The sequence below is a fragment of the Deferribacter abyssi genome, from assembly GCF_049472655.1.
Taxonomy (GTDB): Bacteria; Chrysiogenota; Deferribacteres; order Deferribacterales; family Deferribacteraceae; genus Deferribacter; species Deferribacter abyssi.
The window spans coordinates 89,540-109,637 of record NZ_JAQNCS010000006.1; the positions used below are offsets into that span (position 1 = coordinate 89,540).

A 20,098-nucleotide genomic window follows, 5' to 3' on the forward strand; every position below is an offset into this window, starting at 1 on the left:
TTAAATGTCTCTTAAAAAGGGGCAGTATTATAGATTATTTGATATCTATAATTATATAGTAAATAATTTTAGGCATGTTTCAAGATCTCAAGTAAGAGAGCTTTTGTCTTTTGTATATAAAATACCTTATGAAAATTTAATGTTTTTCTTTCAGCATCCTTTTTTAGTGAATGAGAATTTACTAAGTATTTTACAAAAAATAGAAAAAAAATACCCTGTTAGTTATATAACTAACAGAAGGTATTTCTTTGGTTGTGAATTCTTTGTAAATGAACATGTGTTAATTCCGCGCTATGAAACAGAAATACTTGTTGAAGAGGCCTTAAAAAGGGTTAGTAATGGGGTGATTCTCGATCTTTGTACTGGAAGCGGGTGTATACCTATTTCTATAATTAAAAATAATCAAAACTTGAAAGCTATAGCTGTGGATATAAGTTTTAATGCATTACAGGTAGCTTGGAAAAATGCTTTAAATTTAAATGTGGATGAAAGGTTACTTCCTATTTGTTTTGATGTGTTTCAAATAGATAGGTTGTTTAACCAAGGTGTTAGTTTTGAGATTATTACTTGTAATCCCCCTTATGTGGATAAAGCGGATGATTACGAAGAATCTATTTTATTTGAGCCCAAAGAGGCTCTTTTTGCAAAAGATGAAGGGTTGATATTTTATAAAAAGTTGTTGTATAAACTACCTAATTTGTGTAAAAAAGGTGGATTTGTGATTTTTGAAATACCATATAACAAGATGGATAGTTTGTTAGAGATTTTCAGGGATCAAGAAGTTGAACTAGTAAAAGATCTAAGTGGGAAAGAAAGGGTATTGATTTGGAAAAACTCGTAATAGAAGGTGGTTATACATTAAAGGGTAAAGTTGAAGTTAGTGGTTCAAAAAATGCTTCTTTACCCATTATTGCTGCGACGATTCTTTGTGATGGTGAATACAAAATAGATAATGTTCCAAACTTGAGAGATGTACGAACTTTGTTGAAATTACTTAGTCTTCTTAATATTGAATCCCGTCTCGATAGAAGCAAAGTTTTATTGAAGAATAAAAATGATAATGGCGCCTATGAAGCTCCTTATGATTTAGTTAAAACAATGAGAGCAAGTATTCTTGTTTTAGGGCCTCTTCTTGCAAAAAGAAGGAAGGCTCGCGTTTCTCTCCCAGGTGGATGTGCTATAGGGGAGAGGCCTGTGGATCAGCATATTAAAGCACTAAAACAAATGGGTGCAACTATTGATATTGAGCATGGTTACATTGTTGCTGAGTGTGATAGTTTGAAAGGTGCTGATATATATTTTGACCTTGTTACTGTTACTGGTACTGAGAATGTTTTGATGGCTGCTGTTCTTGCTAAAGGGAAAACCACAATTTATAATGCCGCAATTGAGCCTGAAGTGATTGATCTTGCAAATTTTTTAATAAAGATGGGGGCAAAAATAGAAGGTGTTGGTACGAAAACAATAACGGTATATGGAGTGGATTCATTATCACCAGCAAACTATTCTGTAATGAATGATAGAATAGAGGCTGCTACTCTAATGTGTGCTGCCGCTATTACTGGGGGAGATGTGGAGATAGTAGGTGTTCCTCAGGAATATTTAACGACAGTTTTTGAAAAACTTTCTGAAACTGGGGTGAATATTGAGTTTGTTGATGATAAAAAAGTGAGAGTTTATTCTTTGGGTAGATTGAAAGCTGCAGATGTGACGACACAGGTTTATCCTGGTTTTCCTACAGATTTACAGGCTCAATTTATGGCTTTGATGTGTGTGGCAGATGGAGTATCTGTAGTTACTGAAACAATATTTGAAAACAGATTTATGCATGTAGCAGAATTAAAGAGAATGGGGGCAGATATTAGATTAAAAGATAGATCTGCTGTAGTTAATGGTGTAAAAAGATTGAGTGGTGCACATGTAATGGCGTCTGATTTGAGGGCTAGTGCATCTCTTGTTATTGCAGGTCTTGTGGCTGAGGGGGAGACTCATGTTCATAGGATTTATCACTTAGACAGAGGTTATGAATTTTTTGATAAGAAATTAAATGGTTTAGGAGCTAAAATTAAGAGAGAGAAAAATGGGGTTTGACGAGTTTATAAATATTGCCCTTCCTAAGGGGAGACTTGCTGAAGACACAATAAAATTATTAGTTGATAAGTATATCGCTGCAAATTGTATAGATTTTAGATCTAGAAAATTGATTTTTGAAGATATTGAGAACAGAATTCGTTTTATGATTGTGAGAAACATGGATGTACCTACTTATGTGGAAAATGGAGCATGCCATTTGGGTGTGGTTGGAAAAGATATACTTGATGAACTTGAACCTGATGTTTATGAGTTTCTTGACTTAAGATTTGGTTATTGCAGATTGTGTGTAGCAGGTTTGAAAAGTTGGGATAGAGAGTACAACCATAATTTGAGGATTGCCACAAAATATCCAAATATCACGAAACAGTTTTTTTTCAAAAAAGGTTTTTTTGTTGAAACTATAAAACTCTATGGTTCTATAGAACTTGCACCACTAGTAGGTTTATCTGATTTAATTGTTGATCTTGTTTCTACCGGTGAGACTTTAAAAAGAAATGGACTTAAAGAGATTGAGACTATAATGGAGTCAACTGCTAGGTTGATTGCTAATAAAAATTTATCAAAAGTTTATTTTAAGAGAGTAAAAGAAATTGTTGAGGTTTTAGATGATTAAAAGATTTGCTCTGATTTTATTTGTTTATTTGTTTTCTTTTACAGTTTATGCTGGTGTTAAAATCGATAAGGTGGAGGTGAAAGGGAATCATAGAATACCTTTATCTACAATTATTGAAAAAAGTGTTAAGCCAGGTGAAAATTTTGATTTAAAAAAAATAGATGAGTCAGTGAAACAGCTTTATGAGACCGGACTATTTTTAGATATAAAAGTTGATTTAACAGTGAAAGATGAGAAGGTAGTTCTTACTTATATTGTAAAAGAAAAACCTTTTATTAATAAAATATATTTTGAAGGTAATGATGAAATAAAAGAAGATACTTTGAAAGAATTGTTAGTAATTCATGAAGGTGACCCTTTTGATAAAAGAAAAATTGAACAGAGTATAGCAGAAATCAGAAAAAAGTATGAGGATGAAAATTTTTATAATGTTAAAGTTAGTTATGATATTGAAGAGAGAAAGGATAATAGTATAGATTTGATTTTTACTATTGATGAAGGTAAAGAAGCTAAGGTTGTAAAAATTAATTTCTACGGCAATAAAGTTTTTAAAGATAAGGAGTTGAAAAAGGTAATAGAAACAGATGAGAAAGGATTTTTTTCATGGTTAACTGGTAGTGGAAAATTGAAAAGAGAAGAGCTTGAACTTGATAGAGAAAGAATTAGAGCAAAATATTTAAATAATGGTTATATGAGGGTTAAAGTAGCAGAACCTGAAGTAAAATTAAACAATGATAAAACAGAAATTACAGTTACTTTTAGGATTCACGAAGGTAAACCGTATAAAGTAAAAAAAATTGTTTTTGAAGGTAATGTTCATATAAAAGATATTGATCTTAGAAAACGGTTAAGTTTAAAAGAGGGAGAATTGTTTTCAAGTGAAAAATTTAGACATGATATAGATTCGTTAACAGATGCTTTTACAGAGATAGGTTATGCTTTTGCAAATGTAGACCCAAACACGATATTAAACGATGAAAAACAAACTGTAAATATTGTTTATAAGATTGAAGAAAATGTTTTGGTTCGTATAAATGAGATAATTATAAATGGGAATACTAAAACTAGAGATAGAGTAATAAGACGTGAATTTGATATTCATGAGGGAGAAATTTATAACAGTAAAAAAATAAAAGCATCTAAAAGGCATGTTGAAAATACCGGTTATTTTGAGGAAGTTAGTCTAGTTGAGGATCCGGTAGCTCAGGACAAGGTTGATTTAAAACTTGATGTAAGGGAAAAACCTACAGGTATGTTTACTCTTGGTGCAGGGTACTCTACACTTGATGGTTTTGTAGGAACAGTTCAAGTATCCCAGCAAAATCTTTTTGGTCTGGGTTATAAATTGAGCTTGAAGTCAGAATTTTCAGCAAAAAGGACAGATTATACTTTGAGTTTTACAAATCCATGGTTATTTGATAGGCCAATCACATTTGGTTTTGACCTTTATAACCTTAAACGTAGTTATTTTGAATATACAAAAAAATCATTGGGTGGAGCACTAAGACTTGGACATTCTGTTATTAAAAGAAAGCTTTATGCTTATTATCGCCTAGCTTATGATAAGATTGATATTTATGATATAGATGATGCAGCGTCCGATTATATTAAAGAGCAAGCAGGTAAAACAGTCACGATAAGTTTTACCCCATCGCTAGTATGGAATACTCTGGATAATCCTTTTGACCCTACAAAGGGTAATAAATCTCGAGTTTTTGTAAAATACGCTGGTGGTGTTCTTGGTGGAGATAATAATTTTGTTAAGACAGGGATTGAAACTGCTCAGTATTTTCCTCTAATTTGGAAATTTGTAGGAATGTTGCATGGTGAGATAGGGTATGTGAAGTCTTTAAATGGTGATCCAATACCCATTGATGAGCGTTATAGATTGGGTGGAATGTATAGTGTAAGAGGTTTTAAATATGGTGATATATCACCTAAAGATGAGACTGGATATGATTATGGTGGCGATAAATATGTATTGTTTAATGCTGAGGTGACATTTCCGTTATCTGAAGCTGCTAAACTAAAGGGAGTTGTATTTTTTGATGCTGGGCAGGTTTATGACAATGGGGAAGATTATTTTTCTTATGATTTAAGAAGATCTATTGGCTTTGGTTTTAGATGGTTTAGTCCTATTGGACCATTAAGACTTGAGTATGGGAGAAAGCTTGACAGAAAAGAAGGGGAATCTCTAGATAGATGGGACTTTTCTATTGGTGGAATGTTTTAAATTAAAATAAAAGCAGGAGGCGAAAAGTGAAGAGAAAGATTATTTTATTTATGGTAACTATTTTTTTGTTTGGAGCGTTTTCAGCTTTTGCTGAACTGAAAATTGGTGTTGTCAATATGCAAAGAGCTCTTGATGAATGTGATGCAGGTAAAGCAGCTGTTGAGAAAATGAAAAAAATATACAGTGAAAAGCAGCAGGAGATTAATGAAAAACAGAATGAACTAAAAAAGATGCAAGAGGAGATAAACAATCAGAGCTCATTACTATCAGATGAAGCGAAACAGGCAAAACTAGATGAGTATCAAAAGAAACTTAAAGAATTAAAAAGATTTGTGGCAGATTCCAATGAAGAATTGAAGAAAAAAGAAAAGGAATATATTGCTAAAATTGCAAATGACTTAAAAAAAGTGGTGGATGCTTTGGGTAAAGAGCTAAAATATGATATTATTATGGAAGTAAGAGAAGCAGGTGTGATGTATAACTCGAAGAAAGTTGATATTACAAATCTTGTAATAGAGAGATACAATAAAGAATGGCATGCAAAACAAAAATGAAACTTAGTGAAATAGCCAAGGTGTTAAATACTGACATAATTGGTGATGACGTTTATATTTATAATGTGGCAGCAATTGATGCTAATCTTGAGAATTCAATTACATTTGTAGGTAAAAAAGGTCATGTTGATATATTCAACAAAGGAGATTTTTCAGCAGCTGTTATATTAGAATCATTGAAAGGTGAACATATCGAAAAGCCTCATGTTTTCGTACCAGATATTAGATGGGCTTTAAAGGTTGTTATTGATCTTTTTTATCCTGATGAAAAAGTAACCCATTCTATTTCCGACAAAGCGGTGATTGTAGGAAATATAGAGATTGATAAACCAGTATATATCGGTGAATTTGTTGTTGTTGATGATGGTGCCAAAATTGGTGGGAATACTAAGATAGAACGTGGATGTGTGATAGGCAAAAATGTTATTATAGGTAAGAACTGTCATATTTATCCTAATGTTACAATTTATGATGATGTGGTGATTGGTAATAACGTAATTATACATTCTGGTACAGTCATAGGTTCAGATGGTTTTGGTTATGTTAATACATCAAAAGGACATCTAAAAATAAAACAAGTAGGATCTGTTATTATTGAAGATAATGTAGAAATAGGTGCAAATTGTACTGTAGATAGGGGTACATTAAGTAATACAGTAATTGGAGAAGGTACTAAGATTGATAATCTAGTTCAAATTGGACATAACGTTAAAATTGGAAAGCATTGCATCTTTGTTTCTCAGGTTGCTGTGGGAGGTAGTTCTAATATTGGAGATTTTGTCATAGTAGGAGGTCAATCGGGTATAGCAGATCATGTAAATATCCCTAGTGGGACAATTATTGCATCAAGGGCTGGTATTCCGAGTAATATTAAAAAGCCAGGGATATATTCAGGTAGTCCTGTAATGGAACATAAAAAATGGTTAAGAACACAAGTGATTTTGAAGAATATAGAAAAATATATTGGTAAAGAATGAGAGGGGTAAAATGGATATTAATATGATAAAAGATATTTTACCGCATAGATACCCTTTTCTTTTAGTGGATCGTGTGAAAGAGATGAATGATTGGAAGATAGTAGCATTGAAGAATGTTACTATGAATGAAGAGTTTTTTTTAGGGCATTTTCCTGAAAATCCTGTTATGCCTGGGGTGTTGATAATTGAAGCGCTTGCTCAAGCTGGTGGAATTTTGGCTTTTCAATTTTATAGTGAGGAAGAGAAGAAGAATGCAAAAGTGTACTTTATGGCAATAGATAATGCAAAATTTAGGAAACCTGTTGTTCCTGGAGATCAGATTATTTTGGAAGTGGAAGTTATTAAAAGAAAAAGAGATGTTTGGAAACTTAAAGGTGAAGCTAAAGTTGAAAATCAAGTTGTATGTGAGGCAGAATTTATGGCGATGGTGCAAAAATGATTCACAAATCAGCAATTATTGATAAAACCGTTGAGATCGGACAAAATGTTGAGATTGGTCCAAACGTATATATAGGTAAGAATTGTATTATTCATGATGGAGTCAAAATAGGTGCTGGTGCTGTTATTGAGGAGAATACAGAAATTCTTGATAATACAGTTATTTCTCCCAATGCTCATTTAGGTGGTCCACCACAAGATATTTCATACAAGGGTGAAGATACAAAACTTAAAATTGGGAAAAATTGTGTAATTAGGGAGTTTACTACTATTCACAGAGCTTCTACTAAAGAAGATTGGGTGACTGAAATAGGAAATAATTGCTATATTATGGCGAGTAGTCATATAGCTCATGATTGTAAGTTTGGTGATAGTATAATTTTGACAAGCTATTCTGGTATATCTGGACATGTGCATGTAGATGATTTTGCAGTGATATCTGGTTTTGTAGCTGTACATCAGTTTGTTAGAGTAGGTAAACTTGCTATGATTGGTGGTATGAGTAGAATTACGAAGGATGTTCCACCTTTTACACTTGTGGAGGGGAATCCTGCTGTAATACATGGTTTAAATGTAGTTGGATTGAGAAGAAGAAATATTCATCCTGAAGTTAGAAGTGAGTTAAAAAAGCTTCTTAAAATTTATCTTAATAGATCGCTAAAAAAAGATGAAGCAATAAGTGAAATGAAGTTAATTGCTAATTCCCAAGAAGGTATTGAATTTGTTGATTTCTTTGAAAGTTCAAAACGTGGTGTTGTGAGGAGATAAGTATGATAAAAATGGGACTTATTGGTCTTGGAAGAATGGGGAAGTATCACCTAAATTTATATGATGAAATTCCTGAAGTTAAGTTAATGGGGATATGTGATGTAAATGAAGAGGAAGTTAATAAATTATCCAAGCAAACAGGAGTTAGAGGTTATACAAACTATGAAGAAATGCTCGATCTTGTAGATGCTGTTACAGTGGCTGTGCCCACAAAGTATCATTATGAAGTGACTAAAAAATGTTTGGCATCAGGAAAACATGTTCTAGTTGAGAAGCCTATAACTACAGATATAGAAGAAGCGAAAGAGTTGTTTAAGATTGCTGATGAAAATAAACTTGTATTAAATATTGGACATGTTGAAAGATTCAATGGTGCTGTTATGGAGCTTAAAAAAATTGTGCGTGATCCTTTTTTGATTGAATCGCGTAGAGTGGGGCCTTATGTTGAAAGAATGAAAAATGATAGTATAATTTTAGATCTTATGATTCATGACATTGATATAATATTGAATATTTTGAATGATGAGGTAGTAGATTTACAGGCACAGGGTAGTCGTGTGTATTCCAATCTTACTGATTTAGCATCTGTAAATTTAAAGTTTAAAAAAGGAACTGTGGTAAATATAATTGTGAGTAGAGTTAATCAGAAAAAGGATAGGACCATGAGTATAGCTCAAAAGGACGCTTATATTTATCTTGATTATACAAATCAAGATATAAATATTTACAGACAAGGGCAGAGTCAGCATATATTTGGAGATAAAGAGTTAACTTATAAAAATGAATATATCCTTGAGAGAATGTTTGTATATAAGGATAATCCTTTAAAACTTGAAATAAAGCATTTTATTGACTGTATAGATAATAGAAGTAGTAGAATGGTTTCTGTAGAGCATGAATTAAAATCTTTGGAAATAGCACTAAAAATCGATGAAATCTTACATAGGGGAAAATAAATCTGTGAAAGTTGGTTTGTTAGCTGGTTATGGACAGTTACCCTCTATTGCTATTAAAAATCTAAAAGCAGAAGGCCATTTTGTTGTGACTATAGCCTTTAACGAGGAAATTAATACTGATTTGTCGTCTGCATCTGATAAAATATATACATTTAGTGTAGGACAGGCTGGGAAAGTATTAAAAACTTTAGAAAAAGAGTCAGTGGAAGCTGTTTTATTTGCTGGTAAAATTAATAAATCTTTGCTTTATAGCAACTTAAAACTCGATTTATTTTCTATAAATGTGTTGATGCACTTGAAGGATAGAAAAGATGATACGATTATGTTGAAAATAGTAGAATTGTTAGAGGAGAGAGGGATACATGTTTTAAGGCAGGTAGATATTTTTAAGGATTTAATTGTGGAAGAAGGTGTGCTTACTAAGAAAAAGCCAACTAAAAATGAGCTAAAAGATATTGAGTTTGGTTTTGAAATAGCAAAAGAAATTGGAAGGCTTGATATTGGACAAACTGTTGTTGTAAAGGATATGGCTGTTATGGCAGTGGAGGCCATAGAGGGTACAGATGAAACTGTAAAAAGAGGTTGTTTATATGCTAAAAAAGATGCAGTGGTGGTGAAAGTTGCAAAGCCTTCTCAAGATTTAAGGTTTGATGTACCAACGGTGGGGGTTGACACATTAAAAAATATGAATGATAATGGAGGAAAAGTGCTAGCTCTCGAATCAGGTAGAACATTTGTAGTGAATAAAGAAGAATGTGTAGAGTTTGCAAATAAAAATAATATGATTATAGTGGGGTTAAAACGGGGGAAAGAATGAAGGCAGAACATATTAATCCTTTTATAGAGTCAACATTAGCTGTTTTTGAAACAATGTTGGGGATAAGACCTCAAAAAGAAAAACTGTTTATTAAAAAAGATGATGAACCGTCTTTTGATATTTCAGGGATAATAGGTCTTACAGGACAAGCTGTGGGTTCTGTAGTAATAAGTTTTCCTGAATCACTGGCATTGAAAGTTGTTTCTAAATTTATTGGAGAAGAGAAAAAAAATGTTGATGATGAAGTAGTTGATGCTGTTGGTGAGCTTATCAATATGATAGCAGGTGGTGCAAAGAAGATTTTCACTGATAAGGGGCTTAAGTTTAAGATTTCTATTCCAAATGTTGTTACTGGTAAGGGGCATAAGATAAAAAGACCTAGTAATGTTCCTTGTTTGGGTGTAAGTTTTAAACTAGATAACGAACACTTTGTCATTGAGGTATCTTTAAAAGAAAACCAATAATATGGATATATTTATACTTTTTATATTAGGGACAATTTTTGGCAGTTTTTATAATGTAATAATATGTAGACTCCCTTATGGAGAGTCAATAGTTACACCATCATCTAAATGTCCACAATGTAATAAAAAAATTAAATGGTATGATAATATACCTGTTATAAGTTATTTACTTTTGAAAGGGAAATGTAGATATTGTAACTCTTCAATTTCCCTTCAATATCCATTAATTGAAGTTATAACAGGTTTATTTTCAATATTTTTATATAGAATGTATGGTTTTGATATTACTTTTTTTAAGAATTTTGTTTTATTATCTATTCTTCTATGTGCTGCAGTAATAGATTTTAATACAGCTTTAGATGATGATTTTGAAACAGGGATTATCCCTGATGAATTATCTTTGGGTGGATTTGTTCCTGGATTTATATTTGCTTTGCTTGAAAAAAAAATAATTGTTTCAATTATTGGTGCTGCTGCAGGTTTTTTTCTACTTTTTATACCAGGATTTGTATATAAGCTTATGACTGGCAAAGAAGGGATGGGTGGTGGAGATATTAAACTTTTTGCAATGATAGGTAGTTTTTTGGGTTTTAAGCCTCTATTTTTTATTCTCTTTGCGAGCTCTTTGTTAGGTGCAATTATTGGTATTATTTTTATTGCTATTTCTAGAAAGAGGGACTACCCTATTCCTTTCGGTCCTTTTATAGGTTTGGGTACATTTATATACATTTTTTTTGGGAATACCCTGATAAATGCTTATTTAAAAATTTTAACAGCATAAGGAGGATAGATTGTTACCTATAGAGGAGCAATTAAAGTTAATTTGTAGAGGTACAGAGGAAATCATTGTTGAAGCTGAGTTAAAAAAGAAACTTGAAAGAGCGATTAAAGAAAATAAGCCATTAAGGATCAAAGCTGGTTTTGATCCAACTGCACCAGATCTTCATCTAGGACACACAGTATTGATTCAAAAGTTAAAACATTTCCAAGATCTTGGTCATCAAGTAATATTTTTAATCGGAGATTTTACAGGAATGATTGGTGATCCTACGGGTAAATCTGAAACAAGAAAGGCACTTACAAGGGAAGATGTGCTTAAAAATGCTGAGACTTATAAAGAACAAGTGTTTAAGATCCTTGACCCTGAAAAGACAGAGGTTGCGTTTAATAGCAGTTGGATGGATAAAATGACATCATATGATATGATTAAATTAGCCTCAAAATATACAGTAGCTAGAATGCTTGAAAGAGATGATTTTTCAAAGCGATATGCAGCAAAGAAACCTATTAGTATTCACGAGTTTTTATACCCACTTGTTCAAGGTTATGATTCTGTGGCTTTAAAGGCAGATGTTGAGCTTGGTGGTACAGATCAAAAATTTAACCTGTTGGTTGGTAGAGAATTGCAAAGAGATTATGGACAAGAACCTCAGATTGCAATTACTATGCCTATTCTAGAAGGGCTTGATGGTGTGCAGAAAATGAGTAAATCCCTTGGTAATTATGTTGGGATTACCGAGGATCCTTTTACCATGTTTAGTAAAATAATGTCTATATCCGATGAGCTGATGTTTAGATATTATCTTTTACTGTCAGATAAAAGTGAAGATGAGATTGAAAAAATGAAGGTCAATATAAAAAATGGAATTTTGCATCCAATGGAAGCTAAAAAACAGTTGGCAGCAGAAATTGTTACGAGGTTTCATAGTACTGAAGATGCGAAAAATGCAAGAGAGAAGTTCGAAGCATTGTTTAGTAAAAAAGAAATTCCTGATGATATTCCTGAGTTTGTTTTACATAAAGGTATGAAACTGATAGATATAATAAAAGAAGTTAAATTTGCTGCTTCTAATAGTGAGATTAGAAGACTTGCCAATCAAGGTGCAATTTATATAGATGGAGTTAGAGTAGAAGATATATACAAAGAGTTAGGGGAAGGCGAATTTATATTAAAAGTTGGCAAAAAGAAGTTTGCCAGGATTAAAATGTCTTGAGGAGGCGCCTGTGGTAATAGTGAAACCGTTTAAAGGGGTAAGGTATAATTTAGAAAAGACACTTTTGAAACAGGTATTAGCTCCACCATATGATGTAATTAGTGAGGAACAAAAAGAAAAATTAAAGCTAAAATCTCCATATAATGTGGTAAGATTAATCTTACCTGATGGCGAAAATAAGTATGAAGAAGCTGCAAGACTTTATAATGAATGGAAAGAAGAAGGGATTTTAATAAAAGATAATGAACCCTCTTTCTATCTCTATGAGCAGGAATATGAGTATGAGGGGAAGAAGTATATTAGGACGGGTTTTATTGGTTTAATGAAGCTAGAAGAATATGGTAAAGGGAATGTATATCCTCATGAAAAAACACTGGCTGGTCCTAAAATGGATAGGTTTAATCTGATGAAAGCTACAAAGGCCAATTTTAGTCAGATCTTTGGGTTGTATATTGATAAATCAAATAAACTGGAAAAGTTATTCTCTTTAATTAAGAAAGATATGCCTATTGCTTCTGCAGTGAACGATGAAGGTGTGAAAAACAGTCTATGGCTAATTAGTGATGATGAATTAAAAAAAGAGATATCTAATTTTATGAGAGATAAAAAAATCTATATCGCTGATGGTCATCACAGATATGAAACAGCATTGAGATATAGAGATTATATGAGAGAGTTAAATAATGATTCTGATGACGAGATTAAGCCGTATGATTTTGTCATGATGATGTTTGTAAATTTTTATGATGAAGGCCTTAAAGTTTTTCCAACCCATCGAGTAGTAGAATATAATAATGATTTTGATAATTTAATGAGTAATATTAAGAAGATGTATGATGTTAGAAAGGTAGATAGTCTTGATGAGGGAGAAGGATTATTGTTTAATTCTGAGATCCCATCATTTCTAATGTATAGAAAGGGTGATTTTTTTATAATCAGAATAAGAGATGAAGAATATGAAAAGTTACATCCAATTTATAGAAAAGTGGATACCTATGTATTGCAGGAAACCATTTTAAAAGGTGTAATTGGATATACTGATGAAAAACTGCTAAAGAAGGAAGGGATTTATTTTGTTCAAAATATGGAGCAAATTGGAAAAATAGAAAAGGAAAAAGATATTGTTGCGTTTATTATTAAGGGAGTGGATATTGAAATAATAAGAGAAATCGCAGAAAATGGTCTTGTTATGCCACAAAAGTCCACATATTTTTATCCTAAACTTGATTCTGGGTTAGTTTTTAACGATTTAGCTTGATTGTGAAGTCTTTAGATTTTAATGGAGGAAAAAGATGAGGATTGCAGTTGTTGGAACGGGGTATGTTGGTCTTGTGACCGGTGCGTGCCTTGCAGAATTTGGTATGTTTGTAACCTGTGTAGATATAGATGAAAAGAAGATTGAAATGTTGAATAGAGGAGAAATACCTATTTATGAACCAGGACTTGATGTAATTGTAGAGAAAAACAGTAAAGCTGGTAGGTTGAGGTTTACCACAGATATTGAAGAAGCAGTAAAAAATAATCTTGTCATTTTTATAGCAGTTGGTACTCCACCTAAAGAAGATGGAAGTGCTGATTTAACCTATGTGGAAAATGTAGCTAAAAATATTGCTAATTATATGAATGGATACAAAGTGATAGTAAATAAAAGTACTGTTCCGGTAGGGACAGGTCAGAAAGTAAAAAAGATAATTAGAAATATTGTAGGGGAAAAGTACAAGTTTGATGTGGTGAGTAATCCTGAATTTTTAAGAGAGGGAGCTGCTGTAAATGATTTCATGAGACCTGATAGAATAGTTATTGGTGCAGAGAGTGATGAAGCAGTAGCTATTATGAAAGATATTTATAGTGCTCATTATTTAGGTGAAGCACCATTTGTTGTTACAAACATCGAAACTGCAGAAATGATAAAATATGCATCCAATGCGTTTCTTGCCTTAAAAATTACATTTATAAATGAAGTGGCAAACTTATGTGATCTAGTAGGTGCAGATGTGCATAAGGTAGCTAAAGCAATGGGAATGGATGGTCGTATTAGTCCTAAGTTTCTTCATCCTGGGCCTGGCTATGGAGGTTCATGTTTTCCAAAAGATACTCTTGCTCTGTGTAATATAGCTAAAGAACATGGTTACCAATTTAAGGTTGTTGAGGCAGCCATAGATGTTAATGAAAAACAAAAACTCAGAATGGTTGACAAGATTATGGGGTTGCTTGGAGTTGAGAAAAAAGGAGGTAGTCTTGATGGCAAGGTAATATCTATACTCGGATTGGCTTTTAAGCCTAACACAGATGATATGCGGGAGTCTCCTGCAATTGTAATAATAAATGAACTGCTTAAATATGGAGCAAAAATAAAGGTTTTTGATCCTATTGCAATGGATAATGCAAAAAAGATATTTGGAGATAAAGTGGAGTATTGTACTGATGAGTATGAGACAGTGCATAATACTGATTGCTTGGCTATTGTTACCGAGTGGAATCAGTTTAGAAAACTTGATATGGAAAGAATTGGTGGTTTAATGAGAGAGAAGAACTTAGCTGACCTAAGAAACATTTACGAACCATCCAAAATGAGAAAACTTGGGTTTAATTATATCTGTGTGGGAAGAAGTAAGATTTAGGGAGTTTATTTTTAATGGGGCAGAAATATATTAGGAATTTTTCGATAATTGCTCATATTGATCATGGTAAATCTACGTTGGCAGATAGATTGATTGAGTTTACTGGTGCCTTGGATAAAAGATTAATGAAAGAACAGGTATTGGATAAAATGGATATTGAAAGGGAAAGAGGGATAACAATCAAAGCTCAAACAGTTAGACTTTATTATGAAGCAGATGATGGCAATAAATATCAGCTAAATTTAATTGATACTCCTGGGCATGTAGATTTTACATATGAAGTCTCGAGAAGCCTTGCAGCGTGTGAAGGTGCTTTACTTGTGGTCGATGCTTCCCAAGGGGTAGAAGCACAAACTATAGCAAATGTTTATTTGGCTTTAGATAATGATTTAGAGTTAATCCCTGTTTTAAACAAAATTGATTTGCCTGGAGCGGATCCTGAAAAGGTTAAAAGGGAAATTGAAGATGTTATAGGGATTGATGCAAGTGGAGCTATACTTGCTAGTGCAAAGGAAGGGGTTGGAACAAAAGAGATTCTTGAGGCAGTTGTAAGAAAAATACCTCCTCCTGCGGGAGATATCAATGCACCTTTAAAAGCAATGGTTTTTGATTCATGGTATGATTCTTACCAAGGTGTTGTTACTCTAATTAGAGTAATCGATGGTAAGATTAAAAAAGGGGATAAAATTAAATTTATGTCCTCTGACAGAGAATATGAAGTAACACGAGTTGGAGTGTTTACACCTTTGGCTAAAGACGTGAGTGAGTTGTCTGCTGGAGAAGTAGGGTTTATTATTGCTGGCATAAAGGAATTAAAAGATGTTAGTATAGGGGATACAATTACAAAACCCGATAATCCAACCACGCAACCATTTCCAGGTTTTAAAAAAGTTAAACCCGTAGTTTTTTGTGGAATATATCCCGTTGATACTAAGGATTACGATGATTTGAGAGATGCTTTGGAAAAATTATCTTTGAATGATAGTTCAATTACTTTTGAACCAGAAAATTCTGCTGCTTTGGGATTTGGATTTAGGTGTGGATTTCTTGGACTTTTGCATATGGAAATAGTGCAGGAGAGGCTAGAAAGAGAGTTTGATCTGAACTTGATATCTACAGCGCCAACAGTAGTTTATAGGGTAAAAAAGAAGAATGGAGAAGTTTTGGAGATTGATAATCCAGCAGATTTACCAGCAATAGGGGATCTTGAGGTTATTGAAGAACCTTATATATTAGCTACAATAATTGTCCCCTCTGAGTATTTGGGAGGGGTTTTGCAGCTTTTGCAAGAAAAAAGGGGGATTCAAAAGAATTTTAATTACATATCTGAAAAAAGAGTGATTTTAGAATATGAAATTCCATTATCTGAGGTTGTCATAGATTTTTATGATCGACTTAAGTCAAGAACCAAAGGTTATGCATCTTTTGATTATGAGTTTTCTGGATATAAACCGAGTGATTTGGTAAAACTTGATATTTTGATAAATAAAGAGCCTGTGGATGCCCTGAGTGTAATTGTTCATCGCGAACATGCTTATTATAAAGGGAGAGAGCTTGTAGATAAGTTAAAAGAGCTGATACCAAGGCAGATGTTTGATGTTGCTATTCAAGCAGCTATTGGAAACAAAATTGTTGCAAGGAGTACGGTAAAAGCTTATAGAAAAAATGTGACTGCTAAATGTTATGGTGGGGATATTACAAGGAAAAAGAAACTTTTGGAAAGACAGAAAGAAGGTAAGAAACGTATGAAACAAATAGGTAAAGTAGATGTGCCTCAAGAGGCGTTCTTAGCAGTATTGAAGCTTGGTGAGGATTGATATGAATGAAAATACAAAGAAAAATAACATAAGAGATACTATTGACTCGTTGGTAGTTGCTTTTGTAATTGCAATGATAATAAGAGCTTTTGTTATCCAGGCTTACAAAATACCATCAGGTTCTATGTTGAATACTCTTTTGATAGGAGATCATATACTGGTTAATAAGCTTGCCTATAAATTTTCAAAACCTAAACGTGGAGATATAATTGTTTTTGAGTGGCCTATAGAGCCTTCAAAAGATTTTATAAAACGGGTTATAGGCGTTCCTGGTGATAAGATACAAATAATTAATAAAGAATTATATGTTAATGATAAAAAGGTTATGGAGCCTTATGTTATTCATACATCAGGTTTTACGCTTCCAGGGAACTTTACTCCAAGGGATAACACTCCGGCTTTTGTTGTCCCTAAGGGATTTTATTTTGTAATGGGAGATAATAGGGATTCAAGTTATGATAGTAGATACTGGGGTTTTGTTTCTGAAGATAAAATAAAAGGGAAAGCATGGATAATTTATTGGTCATGGAAATTTTCAGGTGGGTTTGAGTTGAGATTGAATAGAATATTGAAAACGATACATTAATTATGATAAAATAAATAAAAATTTTATAGATTGAGAGGTTATGATTAGGTTTTTTATCAAGGCTGTTTTTGTTGTTATTTTAATTTATGTTGCGTTATTAGTGGCAACACCCTGGGTTAAATATTATATATATAAAAATGCCTTTAATAATATTATTTATAGTGAGAAAAGATTTCCTGATTTTAACGTAAAAAAGAATTTGTTAGAAGAAGCTAAAGAATTGAATATTCCTGTTAGAGCAGAAAATATAAAGATTGAGATTGTTAATTTTAAGAAAATCTATACAGTTGAGTATGTAGAAAATGTGTTTTTCCCATATATTAACAAGGAGGTTACTTTTAGATTTATTTTAAAAGGTGAAAAAGATATTGAGGGTGAATATGAGTGAAATTAAGTACAAAAGAATTTTGTTAAAGTTAAGTGGTGAAGCACTAATGGGGAAGCAAAATTTTGGAATTGATGGTGATGTAGTTAAGTATATTGCTTCAGAGATTAAAGAAATTTATGAGATGGGGGTTCAAATAGGTATCGTTGTTGGTGGTGGTAATATCTTTAGGGGTGTTTCAGAATCTGCAAAGGGGATGGATAGAGTTTCTGCTGATTATATGGGTATGCTTGCTACTGTGATTAACTCACTTGCTTTACAAAATGCTCTTGAAAATATGGGTGTTTCTACCAGAGTTCAAACGGCTATTGAGATGAGACAGGTCGCTGAACCTTTTATCAGAAGAAGAGCTATAAGACATTTAGAAAAGGGGAGAGTTGTAATTTTTGGAGCTGGTACTGGTAATCCGTATTTTACTACTGATACGGCAGCAACTTTAAGAGCTTCTGAAATAAATGCTGATGTAGTATTAAAAGCAACTAAAGTTGATGGTGTTTATGATGCAGACCCTGTAAAATATAAAGATGCTGTCAAATTTGATGCTATCACATATCTTGAAGTGCTTAACAAAGGTCTTAAAGTAATGGATTCTACTGCTATTAGTATGTGTATGGATAATGAAATACCGATAATTGTTTTTGACCTATTTGGTAAAGGAAATTTGAAGAATATACTACTTGGCAAAAAAATAGGAACTTTAGTGGAGGGAAACTATGATTAATGATGTTTATAATGAAGTAAAAGAGAAAATGGAGAAAACTATTTCATTTTACAAAGAAGAATTAAAAGGGGTTAGGACTGGTAGGGCATCAGCTGCTCTTTTTGAAAATATCAAAGTTGATTATTATGGTACGCCCACGCCAATACCACAAGTGGCTACAATACAAGTTCCTGATCCACGCTTAATTACTATTCAGCCATGGGAGCCGAATATGGTACCTGTAATTGAAAAAGCTATAATGAACAGTGGGCTTAATTTAAATCCTTCTAATGATGGGAAAATGATTAGGGTGCCTATCCCAGCTCTAACAGAAGAAAGAAGAAAAGAGCTCGTTAAACTGGTAAATAAAATGGCTGAAGAAGCAAGAGTAGCAATAAGGAATGAGAGAAGAGCAGGTAATGATAAAATTAAGAAACTTGAGAAAGATAAAGAAGTTTCAGAAGATGAAGCAAGAAAAGCTTTAGATAAGATTCAGGAGCTTACCAACGAATATATTAAGAAAATTGATGAGATAACAGAGAAGAAAGAAAAAGAGATTATGGAAATATAGTGCAAGAGGAGAAAATACCTAGCCATGTTGCCATCATTATGGATGGCAATGGAAGATGGGCGAAAAAAAGAGGCTTACCAAGAATTTTTGGTCATAGAGCAGGTGTGAAGGCTGTTGAAAAAATAGTCAGTCATGCTGCTAATATTGGTATAAAGTATTTGTCTCTGTTTGCATTTTCTACTGAGAACTGGCTTAGACCTAAAGATGAAGTAAGCGGATTAATGATGTTGTTGAGTGAATTTGTGGATAAAAAGTTTTTTGAGATTATTGAAAAAGATATAAAGTTTGTTGTATCTGGTAGGCTAATAGATCTACCGGATGAGCCAAGAAGCAAGGTTTTAAAACTTATTGAAACATCAAAGAATAATACTGGTATGGTGTTAAATCTGGCACTAAATTATGGTGGTCGAAAAGAGATTGTTGATGCTGTTAATAAAATATTGGCTAGTGATATTAAAGATATTGATGAAAAAGTTTTTTCAGGTTTTTTATATTCACCAGAAGTACCTGATATTGATCTTCTTATTAGGACAAGTGGAGAAATGAGAATAAGTAATTTTATGCTTTGGCGTCTTGCCTATGCTGAGCTTTATTTTACTAAGACACTGTGGCCTGATTTTGATGAAGCAGAGTTTGATAAAGCTATTTTTGATTATCAAAATAGGGATAGACGATTTGGTATGACAGATGAACAGATAAGGAGGGGGAATATTTGAGCGAAAAGCAAAAAAGGGTATTAACAGCTCTTGTGATAATCCCTTTTCTGGTGCTTGGAGTTATTTATCTTAGTGATTTTTATTTCTTTTTACTACTTGAGGTAGTTATACTTATTGCTACGTATGAATTTTCGATGTTAATTGATAGAAGTGAATTTAAATTTTTGAAGGTACCAACCTTTGTTGGTGCATTTATTATTCCTTTTGCTTTTTATTTGAATGATATGAATATATTTTTATTTGCTGTTTTTATGGTTTGTTTTTTTACTCTTGTATTGAAATTACTTGGGTCAAAGCCCTTAGATGATACATATAAGACTATTTCAATAACGCTTTTATCTGTATTATATGTGCCTTTTATGTTTTCACATCTCCAATTATTAAGGCATGAGGGGTATCATTTTATCTTTTATTTATTTTTTATTATCTGGATGAGTGATAGTTTTGCTTACTTTTTTGGTATAAAATACGGTAGAAATAAACTTTATGAGCTTATCAGTCCTAAGAAGAGTATCGAAGGGCTTGTTGCTGGATATTTTGGTGGTATCATAGCTGCAGTAATTTATGGGTTATTTTTTTTAAAAATGAGTTTCTTGGATATTATTTTTAGTTCAATAATTATAGTAACTGCTGGAGTTCTAGGTGATTTAGTGGAATCCATGTTTAAAAGAAAATCAGGAGTAAAAGACAGCGGTTCTATTTTCCCGGGACATGGGGGGATGCTGGACCGAATTGATTCTCTTGTCTTTGGTGCCCCTGCTCTTTATTATTATATTTATTTTTTTATGAGGTAA

22 protein-coding genes are annotated in these 20,098 nt (G+C 32.7%); all 22 read left to right on the forward strand.

The window, feature by feature from the left end; translation table 11 throughout:
- The first annotated feature begins 4 nt into the window (after nt 1-4).
- The 22 genes from prmC to OWK30_RS05055 are packed head-to-tail and all read left to right on the forward strand — an operon-like array spanning nt 5 to nt 20,098.
- On the forward strand, nt 5-841 hold the full coding sequence (prmC, locus tag OWK30_RS04950; protein WP_423324157.1) for a peptide chain release factor N(5)-glutamine methyltransferase: 837 nt from the start codon (nt 5-7) through the stop codon (nt 839-841).
- Nucleotides 826-2,091, forward strand: coding sequence for a UDP-N-acetylglucosamine 1-carboxyvinyltransferase (murA, locus tag OWK30_RS04955; RefSeq protein ID WP_423324159.1), 1,266 nt, complete (start codon nt 826-828; stop codon nt 2,089-2,091). Before prmC ends, murA begins: the two co-directional genes overlap by 16 nt.
- On the forward strand, nt 2,081-2,707 hold the full coding sequence (gene hisG, locus OWK30_RS04960) for an ATP phosphoribosyltransferase (RefSeq protein WP_423324161.1): 627 nt from the start codon (nt 2,081-2,083) through the stop codon (nt 2,705-2,707). The genes murA and hisG overlap by 11 nt, the downstream gene beginning before the upstream one ends.
- Nucleotides 2,700-4,940, forward strand: a complete 2,241-nt coding sequence (gene bamA, locus OWK30_RS04965; protein WP_423324163.1) for an outer membrane protein assembly factor BamA — start codon at nt 2,700-2,702, stop codon at nt 4,938-4,940. Before hisG ends, bamA begins: the two co-directional genes overlap by 8 nt.
- 26 nt (nt 4,941-4,966) lie before the next feature.
- On the forward strand, nt 4,967-5,494 hold the full coding sequence (locus tag OWK30_RS04970) for an OmpH/Skp family outer membrane protein (protein ID WP_423324165.1): 528 nt from the start codon (nt 4,967-4,969) through the stop codon (nt 5,492-5,494).
- On the forward strand, nt 5,473-6,471 hold the full coding sequence (lpxD, locus tag OWK30_RS04975; RefSeq protein WP_423324167.1) for a UDP-3-O-(3-hydroxymyristoyl)glucosamine N-acyltransferase: 999 nt from the start codon (nt 5,473-5,475) through the stop codon (nt 6,469-6,471). Before OWK30_RS04970 ends, lpxD begins: the two co-directional genes overlap by 22 nt.
- A gap of 10 nt (nt 6,472-6,481) precedes the next feature.
- Entirely contained in the window at nt 6,482-6,910 is a 429-nt protein-coding gene (gene fabZ / locus OWK30_RS04980) for a 3-hydroxyacyl-ACP dehydratase FabZ (protein WP_423324169.1), read from the forward strand.
- Entirely contained in the window at nt 6,907-7,677 is a 771-nt protein-coding gene (lpxA, locus tag OWK30_RS04985; RefSeq protein WP_423324171.1) for an acyl-ACP--UDP-N-acetylglucosamine O-acyltransferase, read from the forward strand. Before fabZ ends, lpxA begins: the two co-directional genes overlap by 4 nt.
- A gap of 2 nt (nt 7,678-7,679) precedes the next feature.
- Nucleotides 7,680-8,633 (forward strand): Gfo/Idh/MocA family protein, encoded by a 954-nt coding sequence (locus tag OWK30_RS04990; RefSeq protein ID WP_423324173.1) that lies wholly within the window; start codon nt 7,680-7,682, stop codon nt 8,631-8,633.
- Nucleotides 8,608-9,450, forward strand: a complete 843-nt coding sequence (locus OWK30_RS04995) for an LpxI family protein (RefSeq protein ID WP_423324175.1) — start codon at nt 8,608-8,610, stop codon at nt 9,448-9,450. Before OWK30_RS04990 ends, OWK30_RS04995 begins: the two co-directional genes overlap by 26 nt.
- On the forward strand, nt 9,447-9,914 hold the full coding sequence (locus tag OWK30_RS05000; RefSeq protein WP_423324177.1) for a chemotaxis protein CheX: 468 nt from the start codon (nt 9,447-9,449) through the stop codon (nt 9,912-9,914). Before OWK30_RS04995 ends, OWK30_RS05000 begins: the two co-directional genes overlap by 4 nt.
- 1 nt (nt 9,915) lies before the next feature.
- Nucleotides 9,916-10,695, forward strand: a complete 780-nt coding sequence (locus tag OWK30_RS05005; protein ID WP_423324179.1) for a prepilin peptidase — start codon at nt 9,916-9,918, stop codon at nt 10,693-10,695.
- Nucleotides 10,696-10,705: 10 nt separating this feature from the next.
- The gene (tyrS, locus tag OWK30_RS05010) at nt 10,706-11,908 is read left to right on the forward strand and encodes a tyrosine--tRNA ligase (protein WP_423324181.1); all 1,203 of its coding nucleotides are present in this window, start codon (nt 10,706-10,708) and stop codon (nt 11,906-11,908) included.
- Nucleotides 11,909-11,918: 10 nt separating this feature from the next.
- Nucleotides 11,919-13,166 (forward strand): DUF1015 domain-containing protein, encoded by a 1,248-nt coding sequence (locus OWK30_RS05015; RefSeq protein WP_423324183.1) that lies wholly within the window; start codon nt 11,919-11,921, stop codon nt 13,164-13,166.
- 34 nt (nt 13,167-13,200) lie between these two features.
- Nucleotides 13,201-14,529 carry a UDP-glucose dehydrogenase family protein gene (locus OWK30_RS05020; protein WP_423324185.1) on the forward strand — a complete coding sequence of 443 codons (1,329 nt, stop codon included), beginning with the start codon at nt 13,201-13,203 and terminating at the stop codon, nt 14,527-14,529.
- A 14-nt stretch (nt 14,530-14,543) separates the two neighbouring features.
- A complete protein-coding gene (lepA, locus tag OWK30_RS05025) occupies nt 14,544-16,346 on the forward strand; it encodes a translation elongation factor 4 (protein ID WP_423324187.1) in 1,803 nt (600 codons plus the stop codon).
- Between the two features lies 1 nt (nt 16,347).
- Nucleotides 16,348-16,932, forward strand: a complete 585-nt coding sequence (gene lepB / locus OWK30_RS05030) for a signal peptidase I (RefSeq protein WP_423324189.1) — start codon at nt 16,348-16,350, stop codon at nt 16,930-16,932.
- 40 nt (nt 16,933-16,972) lie between these two features.
- Entirely contained in the window at nt 16,973-17,320 is a 348-nt protein-coding gene (locus tag OWK30_RS05035; protein ID WP_423324191.1) for a hypothetical protein, read from the forward strand.
- Nucleotides 17,313-18,038: a UMP kinase gene (gene pyrH, locus OWK30_RS05040; RefSeq protein WP_423324193.1), complete on the forward strand. Its 726-nt coding sequence runs from the start codon at nt 17,313-17,315 to the stop codon at nt 18,036-18,038. The genes OWK30_RS05035 and pyrH overlap by 8 nt, the downstream gene beginning before the upstream one ends.
- On the forward strand, nt 18,031-18,588 hold the full coding sequence (gene frr / locus OWK30_RS05045) for a ribosome recycling factor (protein WP_423324195.1): 558 nt from the start codon (nt 18,031-18,033) through the stop codon (nt 18,586-18,588). The genes pyrH and frr overlap by 8 nt, the downstream gene beginning before the upstream one ends.
- A complete protein-coding gene (locus OWK30_RS05050) occupies nt 18,585-19,304 on the forward strand; it encodes an isoprenyl transferase (RefSeq protein ID WP_423324234.1) in 720 nt (239 codons plus the stop codon). Before frr ends, OWK30_RS05050 begins: the two co-directional genes overlap by 4 nt.
- Nucleotides 19,301-20,098: a phosphatidate cytidylyltransferase gene (locus tag OWK30_RS05055; RefSeq protein WP_423324197.1), complete on the forward strand. Its 798-nt coding sequence runs from the start codon at nt 19,301-19,303 to the stop codon at nt 20,096-20,098. Before OWK30_RS05050 ends, OWK30_RS05055 begins: the two co-directional genes overlap by 4 nt.